Here is a 22,304-nt window from a genome sequence, read left to right as displayed (position 1 = left end):
AGGTGGTGCGTCAGGCCTGGGTGTCGCCCAGGTGGTGGACGCGGACCATGTTCGTGGTGCCGGGGACGCCGGGGGGCGAGCCGGCGGTGATGACCATGGTGTCGCCCTGGTTGTAGCGGTTGAGCTTGAGCAGCTCGCCGTCCACCAGGTCGACCATCGCGTCCGTGGTGTCCACGTGCGGGACGATGTAGGACTCGACGCCCCAGCTCAGCGTGAGCTGGTTGCGGGTGTTGACGTCCGTGGTGAAGGCCAGGATCGGCTGCGTCACGCGGTAGCGGGACAGGCGGCGGGCGGTGTCGCCCGACTGGGTGAAGGCGATGAGCGACTGGGCGTCGAGGAAGTCCGCGATCTCGCAGGCCGCGCGGGCGACGGAGCCGCCCTGGGTACGGGGCTTCTTGCCCTGGACCAGCGGCTGGAGGCCCTTGGAGAGGAGCTCCTCCTCGGCCGCCGTGACGATCTTCGACATCGTCTTGACGGTCTCGATCGGGTAAGCGCCGACCGAGGACTCGGCCGACAGCATGACCGCGTCCGCGCCGTCGAGGATCGCGTTGGCGACGTCGGAGGCCTCCGCGCGCGTCGGGCGGGAGTTGGTGATCATCGACTCCATCATCTGGGTCGCGACGATCACCGGCTTGGCGTTGCGGCGGCACATCTCGATGAGCCGCTTCTGGACCATCGGGACCTTTTCGAGCGGATACTCGACGGCCAGGTCACCACGGGCCACCATGACCGCGTCGAAGGCGTCGACCACGGCCGCCATGTTCTCGACGGCCTGCGGCTTCTCCACCTTGGCGATGACGGGGACCCGGCGGCCCTCCTCGTCCATCACCTTGTGGACGTCCTTGACGTCGTTGGCGTCGCGGACGAAGGAGAGGGCGACCATGTCGCAGCCCATCCGCAGGGCGAAGCGGAGGTCGTCGACGTCCTTCTCCGACAGGGCGGGGACGTTCACGGCGGCACCCGGCAGGTTGATGCCCTTGTGGTCCGAGATGACACCGCCCTCGATGACGATGGTCCGCACCCGGGGGCCCTCGACCTCGGTCACCCGGAGCTCGACGTTTCCGTCGTTGATCAGGATCTGGTCACCCTTGGCGACGTCGCCCGGGAGACCCTTGTAGGTGGTGCCGCAGATGGACTTGTCACCCGGGACGTCCTCGGTGGTGATGGTGAACTCGTCACCGCGTACCAACTCGACGGGACCCTCGGCGAAGGTCTCCAGACGGATCTTCGGGCCTTGGAGGTCGGCGAGGACGCCGACGGCGCGCCCGGTGTCCTCGGAGACCTGCCGGACGCGGTCGTACCGCTCCTGGTGTTCTGCCTGGGACCCGTGGCTGAAGTTGAATCGGGCCACGTTCATACCTGCCTCGATGAGCGCTTTCAGCTGCTCATACGAGTCGACGGCGGGGCCCAGCGTGCAGACAATTTTGGAACGGCGCATGACTGGATCCTATCGGTTTGTTTCGTAGCGGAATATTCCGTCTGGCGGAAACTCCAAGTGACTAGCGAGTAACCAGCTCGTACGCCTGGGTGGCGATCTCCAGTTCCTCATCCGTGGGGACCACCGCCACCGCCACCCGGGCCTGATCCGCCGAGATCAGCCGGGGCTCGGCCGAGCGCACGGCGTTGGCCGCCGGATCCAGCACCAGGCCCAGCGCGGCCAGGCCGTCGATCGCGGCCTCGCGGACCTGGTGGGCGTTCTCGCCGACCCCGGCCGTGAAAGTCACCGCGTCCACCCGCCCGAGCACCGCCGTGTAGGCCCCGATGTACTTCTTCAGCCGGTGGACGTACGTGGCGAAGGCGAGGCTCGCCGCCTCGTCGCCCTCGCCCGCGCGCCGCAGCACCTCGCGCATGTCGTTGTCGCCGCACATGCCCAGCAGACCGCTCTTCTTGTTCAGGAGCGAATCGATCTCATCCACCGAGAAGCCGCCGACCCGCGCCAGGTGGAAGACGACCGCCGGATCGACATCGCCCGAACGGGTTCCCATGACCAGCCCCTCCAGCGGGGTCAGGCCCATGGACGTCTCCACGCAGACCCCGCCGCGCACGGCCGAGGCGGAGGCGCCGTTGCCCAGGTGCAGCACGATCACGTTCACGTCCTCCACCGGCCTGCCCAGCAGCCGGGCCGTCGCCCGCGAGACATAGGCGTGGGAGGTGCCGTGGAAGCCGTACCGCCGGACGGAGTACGCGTCGGCGACCCGGGCGTCGATCGCGTACCGCGCCACGTGCTCCGGCATCGTCGAGTGGAAGGCCGTGTCGAAGACGGCGACCTGCGGGACGTCCGCGCGCAGCGAGCGCGCCACCTCGATACCCGTCACGTTCGCCGGGTTGTGCAGCGGCGCCAGCGGGATCAGGCTCCGGATCTCCGCCAGCACCTCGTCGTCGATCACGGTCGGCCGGGTGAAGCGCGTTCCGCCGTGCACCACCCGGTGTCCCACCGCCGCCAGTTCGGGGGAGTCCAGACCCATCCCGTCCGCGGCGAGCTCCGCGGCCACGGCCTTGAGCGCCGCCCCGTGGTCCGCGATCGGGCCGACCTGTTCGCGCCTGCCGCCGGCCGCGCCCGGACCCACGAGCGGCTCGTGCACCAGTCGGGAGGTCTCCTCGCCGATGCGCTCCACCAGGCCGGCGGCGAGCCGGGACCGGTCCGCCATGTCGAGGAGCTGGTACTTGACCGACGAGGAGCCGGAGTTGAGGACGAGTACGCGCGATGCGGTCACGATGAGGGTCTTTCCTGGTCGCGGGCGGTGGGGAGGAGGGGCGGAGCGGGCGGATCAGGCGGTGGGCGCGGGTACGGGCCCGGGCGCGCCCTGCGCCTGGATCGCGGTGATGGCCACGGTGGTGACGATGTCCTGGACGAGCGCACCGCGCGAGAGGTCGTTGACCGGCTTGCGCAGACCCTGCAGGACCGGTCCGACCGCCACCGCGCCCGCCGAACGCTGCACGGCCTTGTACGTGTTGTTGCCGGTGTTGAGGTCGGGGAAGATCAGCACCGTCGCCCGGCCGGCCACCTGGGACCCGGGCAGCTTGGTCGCCGCGACCGAGGGCTCCACGGCCGCGTCGTACTGGATCGGCCCCTCGATCTGCAGGTCCGGGTGCTGCGCGCGGACGAGCTCGGTGGCCTTGCGGACCTTGTCGACGTCCGCGCCGCTGCCGGAGGTGCCGGTCGAGTACGAGAGCATCGCGATCCGCGGCTCGACGCCGAAGGCGGCCGCGGTGGTGGCCGACTGGACGGCGATGTCGGCGAGCTGCTCGGCGTTCGGGTCCGGGTTGACCGCGCAGTCGCCGTAGACGAGGACCCGGTCGGCCAGGCACATGAAGAAGACCGAGGAGACGATGGACGCCTCCGCCTTCGTCTTGATGATCTCGAAGGCCGGGCGGATGGTCGCCGCGGTGGAGTGCACGGAACCCGAGACCATGCCGTCGGCCAGACCCCGCTGGACCATCAGGGTGCCGAAGTAGTTGACGTCCGTGACCACGTCGGCCGCCAGCTCGACGGTCATCCCCTTGTGGGCGCGGACCTGGGCGTAGTACTCGGAGAAACCTTCCCGCAGCGGGGAGGTCGCCGGGTCGATCAGCTGCGCGCCCGAGATGTCGACGCCGAGGTCGGCGGCCTTCTTCAGGATCGCCTGCTCCTCGCCCAGCAGGGTCAGGTCGCAGACCCCCCGGCGCAGCACCACGTCCGCGGCGCGCAGCACGCGCTCCTCGGTGCCCTCGGGCAGGACGACGCGGCGGCGGTCCGAGCGGGCCCGCTCCAGCAGCTCGTGCTCGAACATCATCGGGGTGACGCGCTCCGAGCGGGCCACCGACAGCAGACCGCGCAGCTCGCCGGTGTCCACGTGCCGCTCGAACAGGCCGAGCGCGGTCTCCAGCTTGCGCGGGGTCGCGGAGTTCAACCGGCTCTGCAGCGAGAAGAGTTCGGCGGCGGTCGGGAAGCTGTTGCCGGCCACCGACACCACGGGGGTGCCCGGTGCCAGCTTCGATGCCAGGGTCAGGACCTCCTCGGTGGGGCGCTCGTTCAAGGTCAGCAGCACGCCCGCGATCGGCGGGGTCCCGGAGGTGTGCGCGGCCAGCGCCCCCACGAGCAGGTCGGAGCGGTCCCCGGGGGTGACGACCAGGCACCCGGGGGTCAGGGCGTTCAGGAAGTTCGGCAGCATCGCGCCACCGAAGACGAAGTCCACGGCGTCGCGGGCGAGCCCTGCCTCGTCGCCGAGGAGTACCTCGCCGCCGAGCGCCCGGGTGATCTGGGCGACGGTCGGGGCGGAGAGCGACTTGTCGTCCGGCAGCACGTAGCAGGGCACGGGCAGCCGGGCGGCCAGCCGCTCGGCTATGACGTCGCGGTCCTGTGCGGCCACCCGGTTCACGACCATCGCGACGACGTGGCAGCCCAGGCTCTCGTAGGCGCGATAGGCGTTGCGGGCCTCGGCGCGCACGGCCTCGGCCTGGTGCTTGGTGCCGCCCACCACGGGGACGACGACCGCGCCCAGCTCGTTGGCGAGGCGGGCGTTGAGCGCCAGCTCGTCGGGGAGGTTGGTCTCCGCGTAGTCGGTGCCGAGGACGAGCATGACCTCGTAGTCGCGGGCCACCCGGTGGTAGCGGTCGACCAGCCGCGAGACGAGCTCGTCGGTACCCTTCTCGGCCAGGATCGCCGAGGCCTCCCGGTAGGACATGCCGTAGGCCGCCGCGGCGTCCTGATCGATCCGGTAGCGGGCCTTGAGGAGGTCGAAGAGCCGGTCCGGCGCGTCGTGCAGCAGCGGACGGTAGACGCCCACCCGGCCCGTCTGCCGGGTCAGCAGCTCCATGATGCCCAGCTCGACGACCTGCCGGCCGTCCCCCCGCTCGATACCGGTCACGTACACGCTGCGCGTCACGCCCGCTCTCCGTCCCATGCTGTGCATGTCATTTTTCTCTGACTCGACCTCTTGACAATACCTCTGTCAATGGATAGGGCGCCCCCCGGAAAAAGGCCTGGCCGGGACGGCCGAAAGGCCTCCGGGGCGGAGCCTTCGAAAGCGCGCGGCGCCCCGGGCCCGTGGAACAATCGGACAGGCTTCACCATTACGCCCTTCATATGTACGGCAGGAGACACAGCACGATGCGTATCGGAGTTCTCACCGCAGGCGGCGACTGTCCGGGCCTCAACGCTGTCATCCGGTCGGTCGTACACCGTGCCCTGGTCGGGCACGGAGATGAGGTCATCGGTTTCGAGGACGGCTTCAAGGGCCTCCTCGACGGCCACTTCCGCCCCCTCGACATCAATGCCGTCAGTGGCATCCTCGCCCGCGGCGGCACGATCCTCGGTTCGGCGCGCATGGAACGCGCCCGTCTCCACGAAGCGGCCGAGAACGCCCAGGAGCTGGCGACGCGCTACGGCATCGACGCCCTCATCCCGATCGGCGGCGAGGGCACCCTGACCGCCTCCCGGATGCTGGCGGACGCCGGGATGCCCGTCGTCGGCGTACCGAAGACCATCGACAACGACATCTCCTCCACCGACCGCACCTTCGGCTTCGACACGGCCGTGATGGTCGCCACCGAGGCGATCGACCGTCTCAAGACCACCGCCGAATCGCACCAGCGCGTGATGGTCGTCGAGGTCATGGGCCGCCACGCGGGCTGGATCGCCCTGGAGTCCGGCATGGCCGGCGGCGCGCACGGGATCTGTCTGCCGGAGCGCCCCTTCGAGGTGGACGCCTTGGTGAAGATGGTGGAAGAGCGATTCGCCCGCGGCAAGAAGTTCGCCGTGATCTGCGTCGCCGAGGGCGCGCACCCGGCCGAGGGCTCCATGCCGTACGAGAAGGGCGCGATCGACCAGTACGGGCACGAGCGCTTCGCCGGCATCGGCAACCGCCTCGCGATCGAACTGGAGCACCGTCTCGGCAAGGAGGCCCGCCCGGTCATCCTCGGCCACGTCCAGCGCGGCGGCACCCCCACCGCCTACGACCGGGTGCTCGCGACCCGCTTCGGCTGGCACGCCGTCGAGGCCGTCCACCGCGGCGAATTCGGCAAGATGACCGCGCTGCGCGGCACCGACGTCGTGATGGCCCCGCTCGCCGAGGCGGTCACCACGCTGAAGACCGTTCCCGAGGAGCGCATGTACGAGGCCGAATCGGTCTTCTGACCCCGGCCCGGTCGGTGCCGTCGCCCTACGCCGCACCGCCCGCGAGGTTCCAGAACCGGTCCACGATCTCGGCGAGGAACTCCCGGCCCGCGTCCCCGCTGCCCGCCTCGCCCTGGCCGCCGCCCCAGCTGAGCGTCGCCACCATCCGCGACTGGTACTCGCCGTGCAGCCGCTCCAGCACCGACTCCAGATGGTGCTTGGGGATCGGCAGCAGCTTGCCCAGCGGCTTCACGTACGCCTGCCAGCGCGTGGTCACCGCGCTGCGCAGCAGCTCGGCGAGCTCCTCGTGCTTGCCGGTCGCCGTCACGAACTGGGCCAGCGTCAGACCCAGCACCGTGGCCAGGGCGGCGGACTGCCGTTCGTTGCCCCTCCAGCGCCCGGTGTCCTCCATCTTCTGGTACGAGCTCGTGTCCAGGCCGATCCGCCGGGCCAGTTCGTCCGCCGCGAGCCCTCGCGCGATCCGGTGCTCCCGCAAGGTGATCGCTTCGGCGAGCAGCTCGGCGGGCGCACACCACAGCACGCCCGCGAGCGCGGTGAGTTCGGCGGAGGAGGGTGATATCTCGCCACGCTCCCAGGCCATCACGGTCTCGGGCGCGACGACGAGTCCGTACTGGGCGCGCAGGCCGTAGGCGACATGTCCGGGAGCCATGCCCAGGGCCGCACGCAGACGACGCGCGGCGGGGGCATTGAAAGGTGGGCTGGAGTGCACACCGCACACCGTAGAAGTGGCCAGGCTGCGGCGCCTACAGACCAAACAAACAAGCCCATACCTCGTAGGAACGTCCTATGAAGTTAAGGCCTTTCGCCGGGTTTCCGTGCGACTGTCCGGTAATCGGTGAGCCCGAAGATCCTTTCCTTCCGTACGGTTCCAGCCAACGCCCGCGGATGCAATACCCCTCACAGTCTTCGCACAATGTGAACCGGACGGGCGTTTTCTGCGTGATCCTTTCCGGGGCCCTCACCCACGGGGGTGGCGAGGGCCCCGCCCCGCTCTCTCCCCCGGTTCCGGACCTTCCCTCCCTTGCCTTGACGTCGGCGTCAAGGAATACGGTCGTCCCATGCGCATCGGCGAACTGGCGGAGCGGGCCGGGACCAGCACCCGGACGCTCAGGTACTACGAGTCGCGCGGGCTGCTCCCCGCACGGCGGGCCGGCAACGGCTACCGGAGCTACGACGAGGACGACCTGCGGCTGCTGCGGCAGATCCGCATGCTCCAGGACTTCGGCTTCGAGCTGGAGGAGACCCGGCCCTTCGTGGACTGCCTGCGGGCCGGACACCCGGCCGGGGACTCCTGCCCCGCCTCGCTCGCCGTCTACCGGCGCAAGCTCGCCGAGCTGGACGGCCTGATCGGCCGGTTGGCGGACGTACGCGAACAGCTCGGGCGGCAGTTGGTCGAAGCGGAACAGGCGGCCGGCGAAGCGGCCGTGCCGAAGTGCGAGATGACCGGATGACCGGGTGACCGGGTGACCGGACGGACGAGAGGGACCGGGGACATGAAGGCTCAGGGTGTGGCGCAGGTGACCGACGCCGATTTCGAGGCCGAGGTGCTGGGGGAGCGGGGACGGCCCGTCCTCGTGGAGTTCACGGCGGACCGGTGCGGCCCCTGCCGCCAACTCGCCCCCGTACTCTCCTCGATCGCCGCCGAGGAGGCCGACCGGCTCAAGGTCGTGCAGATCGACGTGGACAGCAACCCCGGGACCGTCATCCGGTACGGGGTGCTCTCCATGCCGACCCTGCTCGTCTTCCGGGACGGCGAGCCCGTCCAGCAGATGGTCGGGGCCCGGGCCAAGCGCAAGCTGCTCCAGGAACTGGAGGAGCAGCTCGCCACGGCCTGAGCCCCCGCATCCGGCCCCCGCGTCAGCTCTGCGGCCGGAACCAGACCGTCGCCAGCGGCGGCAGCGTCATCCGCAGGCTCGCCGGTCGGCCCTGCGCCGGCACCGGCTCCGGTCGCAGCGGCTGCGTGTGGTGGATGCCGCTGCCGCCGTAGACCTCCAGGTCGGTGTTGAGCACCTCCCGCCACAGCGGCACCTCCTCGGGCACCCCGATCCGGTAGCCGTGCCGGACCACGGGCGAGAAGTTCGACACCGCCAGCAGCTGCGAGCCGTCCTGCGCGTACCGCAGGAACGCGAAGACGTTGTCGTCCGCGGCGTCCGCCTCCACCCAGGCGAAGCCCTCCGGCACGGTGTCCCGCTCCCACAGGGCCGGCGCCGCCGTGTACGTGCGGTTCAGGTCGCGCACGAGGTCCCGCACGCCCCGGTGGTCACCGGCCGCCGCGTAGGAGGAATCCAGCAGCCACCAGTCCGGCCCGTACACCTCCGACCACTCCGAGCCCTGGGCGAACTCCTGCCCCATGAACAGCAGTTGCTTGCCCGGGTGGGCCCACATGAAGCCCAGGTACGCCCGGTGCGCGGCCCGCCGCTGCCACCAGTCCTCCCCGGGCATCCGCGAGACCAGCGAACCCTTGCCGTGCACCACCTCGTCGTGCGAAATCGGCAGCACGTAGTTCTCGCTGAAGGCGTAGATCATCCCGAAGGTCATGTCGTGGTGGTGGTACTTGCGGTGCACCGGCTCCTTCGACATGTAGCGCAGGGTGTCGTGCATCCAGCCCATGTTCCACTTCAGGCCGAAGCCGAGCCCGCCCGCATCCGTCGGCCGGGTCACACCCGTCCACGCCGTGGACTCCTCCGCGATGGTCACCACCCCCGGGCAGCGCCGGTACACGGTCGCGTTCATCTCCTGCAGGAACGCCACCGCGTCCAGGTTCTCCCGCCCGCCGTGCTCGTTGGGCGACCACTCGCCCTCCTTGCGCGAGTAGTCGAGGTAGAGCATCGAGGCCACCGCGTCCACACGCAGGCCGTCCACGTGGAACTCCTCGCACCAGTACACGGCGTTGGCGACGAGGAAGTTACGGACCTCCTTGCGGCCGTAGTCGAACTCCAGGGTCCCCCAGTCCGGGTGCGCGGCGCGCCGCGGGTCCTGGTGCTCGTACAGCGGCCGCCCGTCGAACTCCGCGAGGGCCCAGTCGTCGCGCGGGAAGTGCGCCGGCACCCAGTCGACGATCACCCCGATCCCGGCCCGGTGCAGCGCGTCCACGAGGAATCGGAAGTCGTCCGGGGTGCCCATCCGCGAGGTCGGCGCGTAGAAACCGGTGACCTGGTAGCCCCACGAACCACCGAACGGGTGCTCGGCGACCGGCATCAGCTCCACGTGCGTGAAGCCCAGCTCCTTGACGTACGCGGGAAGCTGCTCGGCGAGCTGCCGGTAGGAGAGCCCGGGCCGCCAGGACGCCAGGTGCAGCTCGTACACCGAGAAGGGGGCCTGGTGCGGGGACCGGGTGCCGCGCTCGGCCATCCATGCCGCGTCCTGCCACTCGTACCGCGAGGCGGTGACCACCGAGGCGTTCGCCGGAGGGACCTCCGCGGAGCGGGCCATCGGGTCGGCGCGCAGGGTGTGGCTGCCGTCGGGGCGGGTGATGTCGTACTTGTAGAGCGTGCCGGCGCCCACCCCGGGCAGGAACAGCTCCCACACGCCCGTGGAGCCGAGCGAACGCATCGGGTAGGCGACCGAGTCCCAGTACGAGAAGTCCCCGGTGACCCGGACCCCCTGGGCGTTCGGCGCCCACACCGTGAACCGGGTCCCGGCCACGCCCTGGTGCTCCATCGGCTGGGCGCCCAGCGCCGTCCACAGCTCCTCGTGGCGGCCCTCACCGATCAGGTGCAGGTCCAGCTCACCGAGCGCGGGCAGGAACCGGTACGGGTCGTGGATCTCGATCTCGTCGCTGTCGTAGGCGACCAGCAGCCGGTACTCCGGCACCTCGGCCAGCGGCAGCAGCCCCGAGAACAGCCCGTCCCCGTCGTCGAGGAGCTCGGCCCGCAGCCCCTTGGCGACGACCGTGACCGACGTGGCGTACGGACGCAGCACCCGGAAGGTCACCCCGCCCCGCTGGGCGCGCGCCCCCAGCACCGCGTGCGGATCGTGGTGGCGGCCCTCCAGCAGCCGGGCCCGGTCGTCGCCCCCGAGTACGGGCGCCGGCCGGACGCCGCGCGGCGGGGTGGCGCGGCGGGCCCGGGGAGCGCGGGCCTTCTTCACCGCCGCCGGGGCGGGTGCGGCTTCGTCGCTGACGGTCGGTGACGGCTGTCGTGCGGCGCTCACGCGAGCGGCCTCCTCGGGGGCTTCGGGTGGGGGTGCGGGGAGATGGATCCGGGGGCGGACGGGGTCGGCGGCACGCGGTGGGCGGGTCGTACGGGCTCCGACAGCCGCCGGATCGCGGCCATCGGGACGTGCAGCCAGTCGGGGCGGTGCCGGGACTCGTAACGGGCCTCGTACACCGCCTTGTCGGTCTCGTACGCCCGCAGCAGCACGGGGTCCTCGCGGGGGTCCCGGCCCGTGGTGCGGGCGTAGCCCTCGCAGAAGGCGGCCCGGCAGTCGTCCGCCCAGGCGGGGGCGAACGGCCGGTGCGAGCGGGCGGCGTAGTCGAAGGAGCGCAGTATCCCGGCGATGTCGCGCACCGCCGGTTCGGGACGGCGCCGGTCGGCCAGCGGCCGGGCCGGCTCGCCCTCGAAATCGATCAACGACCAGCTGCCGTCGAGGGTGCGCAGGGTCTGACCCAGATGGAGGTCCCCGTGGATCCGCTGGGCGGGCACCCCCGCCCCCCGGGAGGCGGCCAGGGCGTCGAAGGCGCCCCGCAGCCCCGCCTCGTAAGGTCGCAGCGCCGCCACCTCCCGGGCGGTGGCGGCCAGCCGGGCCGTCATCCCCGCGGCGAGCCGGGCGGTCTGCTCCGGGCCGAGCGCGACCGTGGGCAGCGCCGAGGCCAGCGCGCTGTGCACCTCGGCGGTGGCCCGGCCGAGCGCGTGGGCCTCGGCGGTGAAGTCGGCCCCGGCGCCGAGCCGGCGCAGCGCGAGCTGCCAGCCGTCGTCGGAGCCGCGCAGGTACGGCTGGAGCACGCCCAGGGTCAGCGGTTCGCTGCCGGGCGGCTCGGCCTCGTACCAGGCGACGGGGGCCGGGACCCGGGTGCAGCCGGCGGCGGCCAGCGCCCTGGGCAGTTCCAGGTCCGGGTTGACGCCGGGGCCGACCCGGCGAAAGACCTTCAGGATGAACGAATCTCCGTAGATGAGCGAGGAGTTCGTCTGCTCCCCGGAGATCGGCCGGGGGGTGAGCCCCGCCGGGATGGGCGTGGCCGGATCCCGGTCGAAGCGCAGCGGGCCGAGCGACCCGGGGGAGCGCAGCCGTTCCAGCAGCATGGCCGCGAGCCGGGGATCGCCCAGCGCCTCGTAGACCGCCCGGCCCGCGTACGGCCCGTCCTCGGCGTGGCCGATCAGGGTGGGCGCGAGGGCGGGCGGCAGGGACGGGCGGATGCCCAGCAGCAGCTGGTAACAGTCCCCGTCCACGTCGAGGAGCAGGTGCAGCAGGCCGGGGGTGGATCCCGGCGGCAGCAGCTCGGCCGCCGAGACGGTCCTGAGCCTGCTGATGGTGCGGCCCTTGCCCGCGAACCAGCGCTGTGCGGGCAGCCAGGCTTTCAGCATCGGCTCCAGTGGAGCGATCCCGGCGGCCCGGTCGGCCGTCAGCCGGCTCCGGGCGGATGCAGCCTCCGACATGGCGTCGCGTCCTTTCCCCGGGCCGTCACAGAATGCGCAGAGTGTCCCGGATGCGCGGCAGTTGCTTCTCCGGCATGTGCGAGTGTCGGGTCAGGATGGTCCGTACAGGGGCGGGCGATTGACCCATTCGAGCTGCCCGCCCCGTCCTCGGCCCGCTACTTCGCGCGTTTGTCGACGCGCTGTTCGGCCCGCAGCCGGAACCAGTAGAAGCCGTGGCCCGCCAGGGTCAGCAGGTACGGCCACTCGCCGATCGGCGGGAAGCGCACATCACCCGTGAGCTCCAGCGGGACCCGTCCGTTGAACGACCGCAGATCGAGCTCGGTGGGCTGCGCGAAGCGCGAGAAGTTGTGCACGCACAGCACCAGGTCGTCCCCGTGCTCACGCAGGAACGCGAGCACCGCCGGGTTCGACGACGGCAGTTCGGTGTACGAGCCGAGTCCGAAGGCCGGGTTCGCCTTGCGGACCTCGATCAGCCTGCGGGTCCAGTGCAGCAGCGAGGAGGGCGAGGACATCGCGGCCTCGACGTTGGTGACGCGGTACCCGTAGACGGGATCCATGATGACCGGCAGGTTGAGCCTGCCCGGATCGCACGAGGAGAAACCGGCGTTGCGGTCCGGGGTCCACTGCATCGGCGTGCGGACGCCGTCGCGGTCGCCCAGCCAGATGTTGTCACCCATGCCGATCTCGTCGCCGTAGTAGAGCACCGGCGAGCCGGGCAGCGACAGCAGCAGGGCCGTGAACAGCTCCATCTGCTTGCGGTCGTTGTCCAGGAGCGGGGCGAGCCGGCGCCGGATGCCGATGTTGGCCCGCATCCGCGGGTCCTTGGCGTACTCGGCGTACATGTAGTCACGCTCTTCGTCCGTGACCATTTCGAGGGTGAGCTCGTCGTGGTTGCGCAGGAAGATGCCCCACTGGCAGCGGTCCGGGATCGCCGGGGTCTTGGCCAGGATTTCGGAGACCGGGTAGCGGGACTCTCTCCGTACGGCCATGAAGATGCGTGGCATGACGGGGAAGTGGAAGGCCATGTGGCACTCGTCCCCGCCCTTCTCGTAGTCGCCGAAGTAGTCGACGACGTCCTCGGGCCACTGGTTGGCCTCGGCGAGCAGCACGGTGTCCGGGTAGTGCGCGTCGATCTCGGCCCGGACCCGCTTGAGGAGCTGGTGGGTGCGGGGCAGGTTCTCGCAGTTGGTGCCCTCCTCGGCGTAGAGGTAGGGCACGGCGTCGAGGCGGAAGCCGTCGATGCCGAGGTCGAGCCAGAAGCGCAGCGCGGAGACGATCTCCTCCACCACGGCCGGGTTCTCGTAGTTGAGGTCCGGCTGGTGCGAGAAGAATCTGTGCCAGTAGTACTGCTTGCGTACCGGGTCGTACGTCCAGTTGGAGGTCTCGGTGTCGACGAAGATGATGCGGGCGTCCTGGTACTGCTTGTCGTTGTCGGCCCACATGTAGTAGTCGCCGTACGGGCCGTCCGGGTCCTTGCGCGACTGCTGGAACCACTCGTGCTGATCGCTGGTGTGGTTCATGACGAAGTCGATGATCACCCGCATGCCGCGGGTGTGCGCGGCGTCCACGAACTCCACGAAGTCGGCGAGGTCGCCGAACTCGGGGAGCACGGAGGTGTAGTCGGCGACGTCGTAACCCCCGTCGCGCAGGGGTGAGGCGAAGAACGGCGGCAGCCAGAGGCAGTCGACACCGAGCCACTGGAGGTAGTCCAGTTTGCTGGTGAGCCCCTTCAGGTCACCGACGCCGTCGCCGTTGCTGTCGTGGAAGGAGCGGACGAGGACCTCGTAGAAGACCGCCCGCTTGAACCAGTCGGGATCGCGGTCCTTGGCGGGGGTGTCCTCGAAGGTGTCGTGGACGGGATCGTTGATCATCATGTGGTGGGTGACCCTCCGGTGGGCGGGGACGGTCGCAGAGCGGCCAGTACGTGCGCGGGCGTGCGGCCCGGTTCCAGGCGCACGTAGTTCGCCCTGCCCCAGTGATAGGTCTCGCCGGTGAGCTCGTCGCGCACCGCGAGGGACCCGTGCCAGTCGAGGCCGAGTACCGGCATGTCCAACGACACCGTCGCCTCCTGGGTGTGGTGCGGATCGAGGTTGACGACCACCAGTACGGAATTGGCTCCGGCGTGCTTCGAATAGGCGATCACCTGTTCGTTGTCGGTCGAGTGGAAGTGGATGTCGCGCAGCTGCTGGAGCGCCGGGTTGCGGCGGCGCAGCCGGTTCAGCGAGGTGATCAGCGGGGCGATGGTCTCGCCGGTGCGGTCGGCGGCGGCCCAGTCGCGCGGCCGGAACTCGTACTTCTCGGAGTTCAGGTACTCCTCGCTGCCCTCGCGCACCGGGGTGTTCTCGCAGAGCTCGTAGCCCGCGTAGACCCCCCAGGCGGGGGAGAGGGTGGCGGCCAGGACGGCCCGGACCTCGAAGGCGGGACGGCCGCCGTGCTGCAGGTACTCGTGCAGGATGTCCGGAGTGTTGACGAAGAAGTTCGGCCGCATGACCGAGGCGGACGGGGTGTCCGCCAGCTCGGTCAGGTACTCGGTCAGCTCCGCCTTGGTGTTGCGCCAGGTGAAGTAGGTGTACGACTGCTGGAAGCCGACGGCGGCCAGCGCCCGCATCATCGCGGGCCGGGTGAACGCCTCCGCCAGGAAGATCACGTCCGGGTCCGACTTGTTGATGTCCGCGATCACCTTCTGCCAGAAGACGACCGGCTTGGTGTGCGGATTGTCGACCCGGAAGATCCGGACGCCGTGCTCCATCCAGTGCCGCAGGATCCGGCAGGTCTCCTTGACGATGCCGGCCATGTCGGTGTCGAAGTGGATGGGGTAGATGTCCTGGTACTTCTTCGGCGGGTTCTCGGCGTAGGCGATCGTCCCGTCGGCCCGGTGGCGGAACCACTGCGGGTTCTTCTCCACCCAGGGGTGGTCGGGGGAGCACTGCAGCGCGAAGTCCAGCGCGATCTCCATGCCGAGCTCGCGGGCGCGCCCGACGAAGGCGTCGAAGTCCTCGATGGTGCCGAGCTCCGGGTGGACCGCGTCGTGCCCGCCCTCGGTGGAGCCGATGGCCCACGGCACGCCCGGGTCCCAACTACCGGCGGAAAGGGTGTTGTTCGGGCCCTTCCGGTAGGTGGACCCGATCGGGTGGATGGGCGGCAGGTAGACGACGTCGAAGCCCATCGCGGCGATCGCGGGCAGCCGCTCGGCGGCCGTCCGGAAGGTCCCGCTGACGGGAGCCTCGTCGGGCTCCAGCACCGCTCCCTCGGAACGCGGGAACATCTCGTACCAGGAGCCGAAGAGGGCCCGCTTGCGCTCCACCAGGAGCGGCAGGGGCTTGGAGGCGGTGACCAGCTCCCGGTACGGGCGCCTGGCGAACGCGGCGTCCACGGCCGGATCGAGGGCGGCCTCGTAGCGTTCGGCGGCGGACAGGTCCTCGTCGCGCATCGTGGCGGCGGCGGACAGGACGGCCTCGCGCCCGTCGCGCTTGGGGATCCGGGCCCCGGCCCGCTCGTAGAGCTCCGCGCCCTCCAGCAGCATGAGGCCGGTGTCGATCCCGGCGGGGATCTTGATCGCGGCGTGGGCCCGCCAGGTGGCCACCGGATCGCTCCACGCCTCGACGGTGTACGTCCACCTCCCCTCGACGTCGACGGAGACCTTGGTCCCCCACCGGTCGGTGCCGGGGGCGAGTTCGCTCAACGGCACGGGGGCCCGCAGCCGCCCGCCCGGATCACGCAGGACGAGGTGGGCGGCGACGGCGTCGTGTCCTTCGCGGAACACGGTGGCGGAGATCTCGAAGACCTCGTCCACGACCGCCTTTGCGGGTCTGGCGCCGCAGTCGACGGCGGGGCGGACGTCCAGCACGGGAATGCGACCGATCATGATGGGATCACCTGGGGGCAGTTCGCAGGGCTCGGTGACAACAGGCCAGCCGGAATCACGACTGGTAGTGCACGCTCTGTTCGCTCTGTTTCTAGCCGCTCAGTGGACGGCTGGGCTGCGGGCATGGCCGCTCCTGTCCGCGTTCACTCGGGTGGCGGGGAGAGGGTTTGTGGGCGGAGGCGCCGTGCGTGTACGCGTGTACCCGGGGAGCCCTTCCCACTATCACCCCGCCCAACCCGGGTGCTGGGTTAACTACTCGTACGTAGTGGCACGGGCGATACCAAGCGTGGGCTCGACATCCGCCGGGGCTCCGTCAAGTCGGCCGGGACTAGGTGACGTAGGGGCGCACGCGGCGCGGAACCGGGGTGCCGGCGGGGTCGGAACCACCCGTCCCACGGGCCCCGTGCGCCCCGTTGGGAGGGTCGCTCACCGCCGGCCCGGCCCGGTGGCACGACCCCGCGCCGCGGCCACGACGCCTCGGCCACGCGGCTCCGCACGGATCGACTCTGTCCGAAAAGCATCCCCGAGCGCCGGCATCTCCGGGCCGTCCCGGGCCGGAGCCGGCGAATCGTTCATACGGGCGATGACACGACAGGTGTTCCCGCGTGCTCGCCTGCCCGCGTGCCGCGCACCGTGGTCGACGGCCGATCGATGCGCGCGAGGTGACGGTCGCGGCCGGGTGACCTGTCGGAGGAGGACCGTCCTCGCTAGCCTTCCGGGGGTGATGCGCGGGTGCACAGCGTGGTGAGCCCGCTCCGATCCGCAATCCCCTGCGAAGGTGGAACGTGTGAAGGCTATCCGTCGATTCACCGTGCGCCCCGTCCTCCCGGAACCCCTGCTGCCGCTCACCGACCTCGCGCGCAATCTGCGCTGGTCGTGGCATTCCGAGACCCGTGAACTCTTCCAATCCGTCGACCCCGAGGGCTGGCAGGCCGCCGGCGGCGATCCCGTCCGGCTGCTCGGCGCCGTCTCCGCGGCCCGGCTCGCCGAACTGGCCGCGGACCGCCGGTTCCTGCGCCGGCTCGCCGTCGCGGCCGCCGACCTCGATGACTACGTGAACGGCGGGAGGTGGTACCAGAGCCAGGAGAACGGCGCGGAACTGCCCGCCGCCATCGCCTATTTCTCCCCCGAGTTCGGCATCACCGCCGCCCTCCCGCAATACTCCGGCGGCCTCGGCATCCTCGCCGGGGACCACCTCAAGGCCGCCAGCGACCTCGGCGTCCCGCTCATCGGGGTGGGCCTGCTCTACCGCCACGGCTACTTCCGCCAGTCCCTCTCCCGCGACGGCTGGCAGCAGGAGCACTATCCCGTCCTCGACCCCAACGAACTCCCGCTCGGCCTGCTCCGCCAGGACGACGGCACCCCCGCCCGCGTCTCGCTGACCATGCCCGGCGGACGCACCCTGCACGCCCACATCTGGCAGGCCCGCGTCGGCCGGGTGCCACTGCTGCTCCTGGACTCCGACGTCGAGGACAACGACGCCGCGGCCCGTGAGGTGACCGACCGGCTCTACGGCGGCGGCAGCGACCACCGCCTGCTCCAGGAGATGCTGCTCGGCATCGGCGGTGTGCGCGCGGTGCGCGCGTACTGCCGGATCACCGGCCACCCGGACCCCGAGGTCTTCCACACCAACGAGGGACATGCCGGCTTCCTCGGGCTCGAACGCATAAGGGAACTGGAGCGGGAGCAGGGCCTCGGCTTCGAGGCCGCCGTCGAGGCGGTACGCGCCGGGACCGTGTTCACCACGCACACCCCCGTCCCGGCCGGGATCGACCGCTTCGAGCGGGCCCTGGTCGCCCGGCACTTCGGGGAGGGCGGGGAACTGGCCGGGGTACCGGTCGAGCGGATCCTCGAACTGGGCGCGGAGACCTACCCCGGCGGCGACCCCGGCGTGTTCAACATGGCCGTGATGGGCCTGCGCCTGGCCCAGCGGGCCAACGGGGTGTCCACCCTGCACGGCGCGGTCAGCCGGGAGATGTTCGCCGGGCTGTGGCCCGGCTTCGACCCGGCCGACGTGCCCATCACCTCCGTGACCAACGGGGTGCACGCCCCGACCTGGGTGGCCCCCGAGGTGGTCCGGCTCGGCGCCCGCCAGATCGGCGCGGGCCGTACCGAGGACGCCCTGTCGGTCGGCGGCTCCCCGCGCTGGGACGCCGTCGCCGAGATCCCGGACCAGGACGTGTGGGACCTGCGGCGGGTGCTGCGCGAGCAGCTGGTGCAGGAGGTACGGGACCGGCTGCGGGCCTCGTGGCGCCAGCGCGGGGCCGCCGCGGCCGAGCTCGGTTGGGTGGACTCCGTACTCGACCCCGACGTGCTGACCATCGGCTTCGCCCGGCGCGTGCCCTCGTACAAGCGGCTGACACTGATGCTGCGCGACCCGGAGCGGCTGCGCAGGCTGCTGCTGGACCCGGAGCGGCCGGTGCAGATCGTGGTCGCGGGCAAGGCGCATCCGGCCGACGACGGCGGGAAGCGGCTCGTGCAGGAACTGGTGCGCTTCGCGGACGACCCGCGGGTACGGCACCGGATCGTCTTCCTCCCCGACTACGGCATGGCCATGGCGCAGAAGCTCTACCCGGGCTGCGACGTCTGGCTGAACAACCCGCTGCGGCCCCTGGAGGCCTGCGGCACCAGCGGCATGAAGGCCGCGCTGAACGGCTGCCTCAACCTGTCCGTGCTCGACGGCTGGTGGGACGAGTGGTTCGAGCCGGACTTCGGCTGGGCCATCCCGACCGCCGACGGGCTCGGCGCGGACGAGGACCGGCGCGACCACCTGGAGGCGAGCGCCCTCTACGAGCTGATCGAGAACCGGGTCGCGCCCCGCTTCTACGACCGCGTCGGGCACTCGGGACTCCCGGTGCGGTGGATCGAGATGGTCCGGCGCACGCTCGTCTCGCTGGGCCCGAAGGTGCTCGCCGGACGGATGGTCCGGGAGTACGTGGAGCGGCTGTACACGCCGGCCGCGCTCGCCCACCGGGCCCTGGACGCCGGGGCGGCGCGTGACCTGGCCTGGTGGAAGGGGCGGGTCCGGGCGGCCTGGCCGCGGGTCTCCGTCGAGCACGTGGAGACGCTCGCCGCGGCCCCGGTCAACGGCACCGCCGAACTGGGCGCCACCTTGACCCTGCGCGTGCAGGTGGCGCTGGACACGCTCACCCCCGAGGACGTGGAGGTGCAGGCCTTCGGGGGCCGGGTGGATCCGCAGGACGTGATCCGGGACGGGCGGAGCTTCCCGCTCAAGCCGGCCGCCGGGCCCGATCTGGAGGGCCGCTGGGTGTACGAGGGCCCGCTCGCCCTCGACCGTACGGGGCCCTTCGGCTACACGGTGCGCATCCTGCCCGCGCACCCGCTGCTGGCGACCCCGGCGGAATTGGGCCTGGTCGCGGCCCCGGTGGAGACGGACGCGGGGGGCGGGGTGGTCCTGCGCTGACCTCGTGCGGCCGGGCGGTGCGCCAAGGGTGCGCGCCGCCCGGCCTCATGGGTGAACCACGCTCGCGCCGGGTCTGCTGAAACGTATCTGCGGAGTGTCGCGCTCCTACGCTGCCCGAGGATGCCACCGGACCGGTATCCGCGGAACCCGAGGAACCCGAGGAACGGACTCCCCCATGCGTCTTCGCTCGACCGCCGCCGTGTTCGTCGGCGCTCTCGCGCTCGCCCTGCCCACCGCCGGGCCGTCGATGGCCGACGACCACGGCGAACGCGCCCTCGGCACGCTGCACTACCGGTACCTCGACGCGGCCGGTACCGAGAGAAGAGGTCAGATCCGGCCGGCCGACAACGACACCTGCTACCTGCTGACGCGCACCTCCCGCGACGAGCCCGCCGTCGAGGTGCGCAACGACACGGAGTCGCTGGCGATCCTCTTCGACAACCGCAGCTGCGACGGTGAGGCGGAGAAGGTGCTGAAGCCGGGGGAGAGGGCGAAGCGGGTGGAGGTCGTCTCGGTCTACTTCAAGCCGGTGGACGAGGAGGACGCGGGCCGGGGCGACAACGGCGGGAACGGCGGCAACGGCGGTAATGGCGGGAACGGAACCTGGCCGGGTCGGGACGACCAGTCGCGCGAGGACGAGGTCGACGAGAACCAGACCGACGAGAGCAACACCGGCAACACCGGCAACACCGGCAACGGCGGGAACGGAACCTGGCCTGGCCGACCCGACCAGAACCAGCAGAACCAGAACCAGCAGAACCAGAACCAGAACCAGAACCAGAACCGTGACGACGAGGAAGAGGAGGAGGCGGACCTCCTGACCGCCATCTTCCGCGCCCTGGGCCGACCCGGAGCCTGAGATCCGGCGCCGCGGCGCCCATGGAACAGGGCCGCCCGGGGAGGATTCCTCCCGGGCGGCCCCGTGATCTATCTGCTCAGCCGACGTTCACCCTGCCCCGATGGGGTCAGAAGGTGAGCTTCCAGCTGTTGATGTAGCCGGTGTCCAGGCTGGCGGCGTCCCGGACGCGGAGCTTCCAGGTGCCGTTCGCGACCTCGGAGGAGGCGTTCACGGTGAACTGCTGGACGATGTTGTCCGCGCTGCCGCCGGTGCGGTTGCGCAGGTTGTAGACGCTGCCGTCGGGGGCGACCAGGTCGACGACCAGGTCACCGACGTAGGTGTGGACGATGTTGACATCCACCTTGAGGGCACTGGAGGCGTTGCCCGAGCGCGTCACGTTGATCGGGGACTCGACGGTCGCGTTGTCCGCGATCTGGTAGTCCGTGGTGTTCTCGAAGACGCCCGGCTGCGAGGTGCCGACCGTCCAGGTGAACGCCGCGGTGCCGGTCTGGTTCTGCGAGTCGGTCACCGTGACGGTCACGTTGGACGTGCCCGCGGTGGTGGCCGTGCCCGAGATCAGGCCGTTGGAGGCGTTGATCGACAGGCCGGCCGGCAGGCCGGTCGCCGCGTAGCTCAGGGCACCCGGGTTCGTGCTGGTGGCCTGGACCTGCAGGCTGACGGCACCGCCCGTGGCCGTGTTCTGGTTGGCGATCGGGCTGACCGTGACGCCGTTGGAGATGCGGGATCCGACGGCGATGCCGGCCCACGCGTTGGCGACGTTGTTGTAGACGGTCGAGCCCTGACCGTAGAGGTCGGCGGCGGCCTTCAGCGTCTGGACGCGGGCGTCGGCGTAGTTGGTGTTCGACTTGAAGTAGCCGACCGTCAGCGCACGGAACCAGATCTTCGAGGCGGCGTCACGGCCGATCGCGGTGACGGGCAGGTTGTCCGCGGTCGGCGAGTTGTAGCTCACGCCGTTGATGACCTTGGCGCCGGAGCCCTCGGAGGCCAGGTAGTACCAGTGGTTGGCCGGGCCCGAGGAGTAGTGGACGTCGATGCCGCCGAGGCCCGAGTACCAGCTGTCCTTGGACGAGCCGTCCTTGCTGGGCTTGTCCATGTAGCGCAGCGGGGTGCCGTCGCCGTTGATGTCGATCTTCTCGCCGACCAGGTAGTCGCCGACGTCCTGCGGGTTGTTGGCGTAGAACTCGACGGCCGCGGCCATGATGTCCGAGGTCGCCTCGTTCAGACCGCCGGGCTCACCGCTGTAGGTCATGTTGCCGGTGACCGAGGTCAGGCCGTGCGTCATCTCGTGCGCGGCCACGTCGGTGGAGGTGAGCGGCTTGTTGTTGCCCTCGCCGTCGCCGTACGTCATGCAGAAGCAGGAGTCGCTCCAGAACGCGTTGACGTAGGCGTTGCCGTAGTGGACCCGGCTGTACGGGGCCACGCCGTCGTTGCGCAGACCGTTACGGCCGTGCACGTTCTTGTAGTAGTCCCACGTGGCGGCCGCGCCGTAGTGGGCGTCCGCGCCGGCGGTCTCCAGGTTGGCGGCGGTGCCGTTGCCCCAGATGTCGTCCGGGCCGGAGAACAGCGTGCCGGTGCCGGAGCCGGAACCACGGTTGAGGTTGTACGTCTTGTGGCCGCCGCGCGCGGCGTCGGTCAGGTTCCAGGTGCTGCCCGACTGGGTGGTCCCGAGGGTCACCTGGCCGCTGTACATCGTGTTGCCGGTGCCGGTCTCGATGGCCTGCCACTCGGTGATCTTGGCGCCGGTCTTGGCGTTGGTCACCACGTGCAGCTCGTTCGGCGTGCCGTCGTGCTGGAGGCCGCCGACGACGGTCTCGAACGCGAGGACCGGAGCGCCCTCGGCCGCCCAGATCACCTTGCGGGCGTTCTTGGAGGGCTTGGCCTCCCTGGAACCCTCGGAGCTCGCGGCGGAGACGGCCTGGCTCTCGGCGGCCGCCGGCGTGACGGTGGCGCTGGTGTCGGCGACCTTGATCTCGTGGTTGGTCGCCTTCGTCACACTCTTGGTGACGCCGTCCTTGGCGTGGACGGTGAGGTCACCACCGAGGACGGGGAGTCCGTCGTAGGTGCGCTCGTAGGTGGTGTGCGTGGTGCCGTCCGCATCCTGGACCACATCGCGGACGACGAGCTTCTCGCCACTGCCGAGGCCGAGCGCCTTGGCGGCCTGCACGGTGGTCGAGTTGGCATCGGCCAGGAGCGTCGCACGCTCCGAGGCACTGAGTGCGCGGTTGGCCGCGCCCGGGTTGGGCTGGGCGGCCTTGGAGGCCTGCGACGCGGTGGCGTCGGCGGTCGCGGTGCCGGTCTGTATACCTACGGCGAGCAGGGCAGCCGCGGCAACGAGCGCGCCGGCAGCGGTGGCACGCCTCTGGGGGGTGGACCTCAACGCAGACTCCTTCTGCAAGGGGGGTTCCGGATGGCTGGGTGGGCCTCCGGGCAGAACAGGGCTGGTGCGA

The 22,304-nt window shown here is 70.8% G+C and carries 14 protein-coding genes; 5 read left to right on the top strand and 9 right to left on the bottom strand.

Going from position 1 to position 22,304, the window contains the following annotated elements; translation table 11 throughout:
- Positions 1 to 10 precede the first annotated feature (10 nt).
- The 3 genes from pyk to pta all read right to left on the bottom strand — a co-directional run bounded on the left by pyk (position 11) and on the right by pta (position 4,865).
- Positions 11 to 1,438 (bottom strand): pyruvate kinase, encoded by a 1,428-nt coding sequence (gene pyk, locus BCL76_RS24880; RefSeq protein WP_030720761.1) that lies wholly within the window; start codon positions 1,436 to 1,438, stop codon positions 11 to 13.
- Between the two features lie 61 nt (positions 1,439 to 1,499).
- A complete protein-coding gene (locus BCL76_RS24875; RefSeq protein WP_109781608.1) occupies positions 1,500 to 2,714 on the bottom strand; it encodes an acetate/propionate family kinase in 1,215 nt (404 codons plus the stop codon).
- A 54-nt stretch (positions 2,715 to 2,768) separates the two neighbouring features.
- Positions 2,769 to 4,865: a phosphate acetyltransferase gene (pta, locus tag BCL76_RS24870; RefSeq protein WP_109781607.1), complete on the bottom strand. Its 2,097-nt coding sequence runs from the start codon at positions 4,863 to 4,865 to the stop codon at positions 2,769 to 2,771.
- 224 nt (positions 4,866 to 5,089) lie between these two features.
- Here pta and BCL76_RS24865 point away from each other — a divergent pair, with 224 nt between their 5' ends.
- Positions 5,090 to 6,115, top strand: coding sequence for an ATP-dependent 6-phosphofructokinase (locus tag BCL76_RS24865; RefSeq protein WP_030763995.1), 1,026 nt, complete (start codon positions 5,090 to 5,092; stop codon positions 6,113 to 6,115).
- A 25-nt stretch (positions 6,116 to 6,140) separates the two neighbouring features.
- On the opposite strand, the gene BCL76_RS24860 is transcribed toward BCL76_RS24865, so the two are convergent.
- Entirely contained in the window at positions 6,141 to 6,764 is a 624-nt protein-coding gene (locus BCL76_RS24860; RefSeq protein WP_109781606.1) for a helix-turn-helix domain-containing protein, read from the bottom strand.
- A gap of 409 nt (positions 6,765 to 7,173) precedes the next feature.
- On the opposite strand from BCL76_RS24860, the gene BCL76_RS24855 reads away from it, so the two are divergent.
- A complete protein-coding gene (locus BCL76_RS24855) occupies positions 7,174 to 7,566 on the top strand; it encodes a MerR family transcriptional regulator (protein WP_109781605.1) in 393 nt (130 codons plus the stop codon).
- A gap of 42 nt (positions 7,567 to 7,608) precedes the next feature.
- Entirely contained in the window at positions 7,609 to 7,950 is a 342-nt protein-coding gene (locus BCL76_RS24850) for a thioredoxin family protein (protein WP_109781604.1), read from the top strand.
- Positions 7,951 to 7,972: 22 nt separating this feature from the next.
- Here BCL76_RS24850 and glgB read toward each other — a convergent pair whose 3' ends face one another.
- From glgB to BCL76_RS24830, 4 genes are all read right to left on the bottom strand, one after another.
- Entirely contained in the window at positions 7,973 to 10,315 is a 2,343-nt protein-coding gene (gene glgB, locus BCL76_RS24845) for a 1,4-alpha-glucan branching enzyme (protein WP_441350753.1), read from the bottom strand.
- Entirely contained in the window at positions 10,264 to 11,709 is a 1,446-nt protein-coding gene (locus BCL76_RS24840) for a maltokinase N-terminal cap-like domain-containing protein (protein ID WP_109781602.1), read from the bottom strand. The genes glgB and BCL76_RS24840 overlap by 52 nt, the downstream gene beginning before the upstream one ends.
- 155 nt (positions 11,710 to 11,864) lie before the next feature.
- Positions 11,865 to 13,583 carry a maltose alpha-D-glucosyltransferase gene (treS, locus tag BCL76_RS24835; protein ID WP_030763980.1) on the bottom strand — a complete coding sequence of 573 codons (1,719 nt, stop codon included), beginning with the start codon at positions 13,581 to 13,583 and terminating at the stop codon, positions 11,865 to 11,867.
- Complete coding sequence (locus tag BCL76_RS24830) at positions 13,580 to 15,574, bottom strand: alpha-1,4-glucan--maltose-1-phosphate maltosyltransferase (protein ID WP_181382711.1); 1,995 nt, start codon at positions 15,572 to 15,574, stop codon at positions 13,580 to 13,582. The genes treS and BCL76_RS24830 overlap by 4 nt, the downstream gene beginning before the upstream one ends.
- 787 nt (positions 15,575 to 16,361) lie before the next feature.
- Between BCL76_RS24830 and glgP the strand changes: the two genes are divergently transcribed.
- Both glgP and BCL76_RS39110 read left to right on the top strand, forming a co-directional pair.
- Positions 16,362 to 18,998: an alpha-glucan family phosphorylase gene (gene glgP, locus BCL76_RS24825; RefSeq protein WP_109781601.1), complete on the top strand. Its 2,637-nt coding sequence runs from the start codon at positions 16,362 to 16,364 to the stop codon at positions 18,996 to 18,998.
- A 175-nt stretch (positions 18,999 to 19,173) separates the two neighbouring features.
- Entirely contained in the window at positions 19,174 to 19,857 is a 684-nt protein-coding gene (locus BCL76_RS39110) for a hypothetical protein (protein WP_181382710.1), read from the top strand.
- Between the two features lie 106 nt (positions 19,858 to 19,963).
- Here BCL76_RS39110 and BCL76_RS24815 read toward each other — a convergent pair whose 3' ends face one another.
- Positions 19,964 to 22,234 carry a M4 family metallopeptidase gene (locus tag BCL76_RS24815; RefSeq protein ID WP_109781600.1) on the bottom strand — a complete coding sequence of 757 codons (2,271 nt, stop codon included), beginning with the start codon at positions 22,232 to 22,234 and terminating at the stop codon, positions 19,964 to 19,966.
- Positions 22,235 to 22,304 lie beyond the last annotated feature (70 nt).

This window comes from Streptomyces sp. CG 926, assembly GCF_003148825.1.
Taxonomy (GTDB): Bacteria; Actinomycetota; Actinomycetes; order Streptomycetales; family Streptomycetaceae; genus Streptomyces.
The sequence above is the reverse complement of the archived record's forward strand: the minus strand, read 5'-3'. Positions and strand labels throughout refer to the sequence as shown.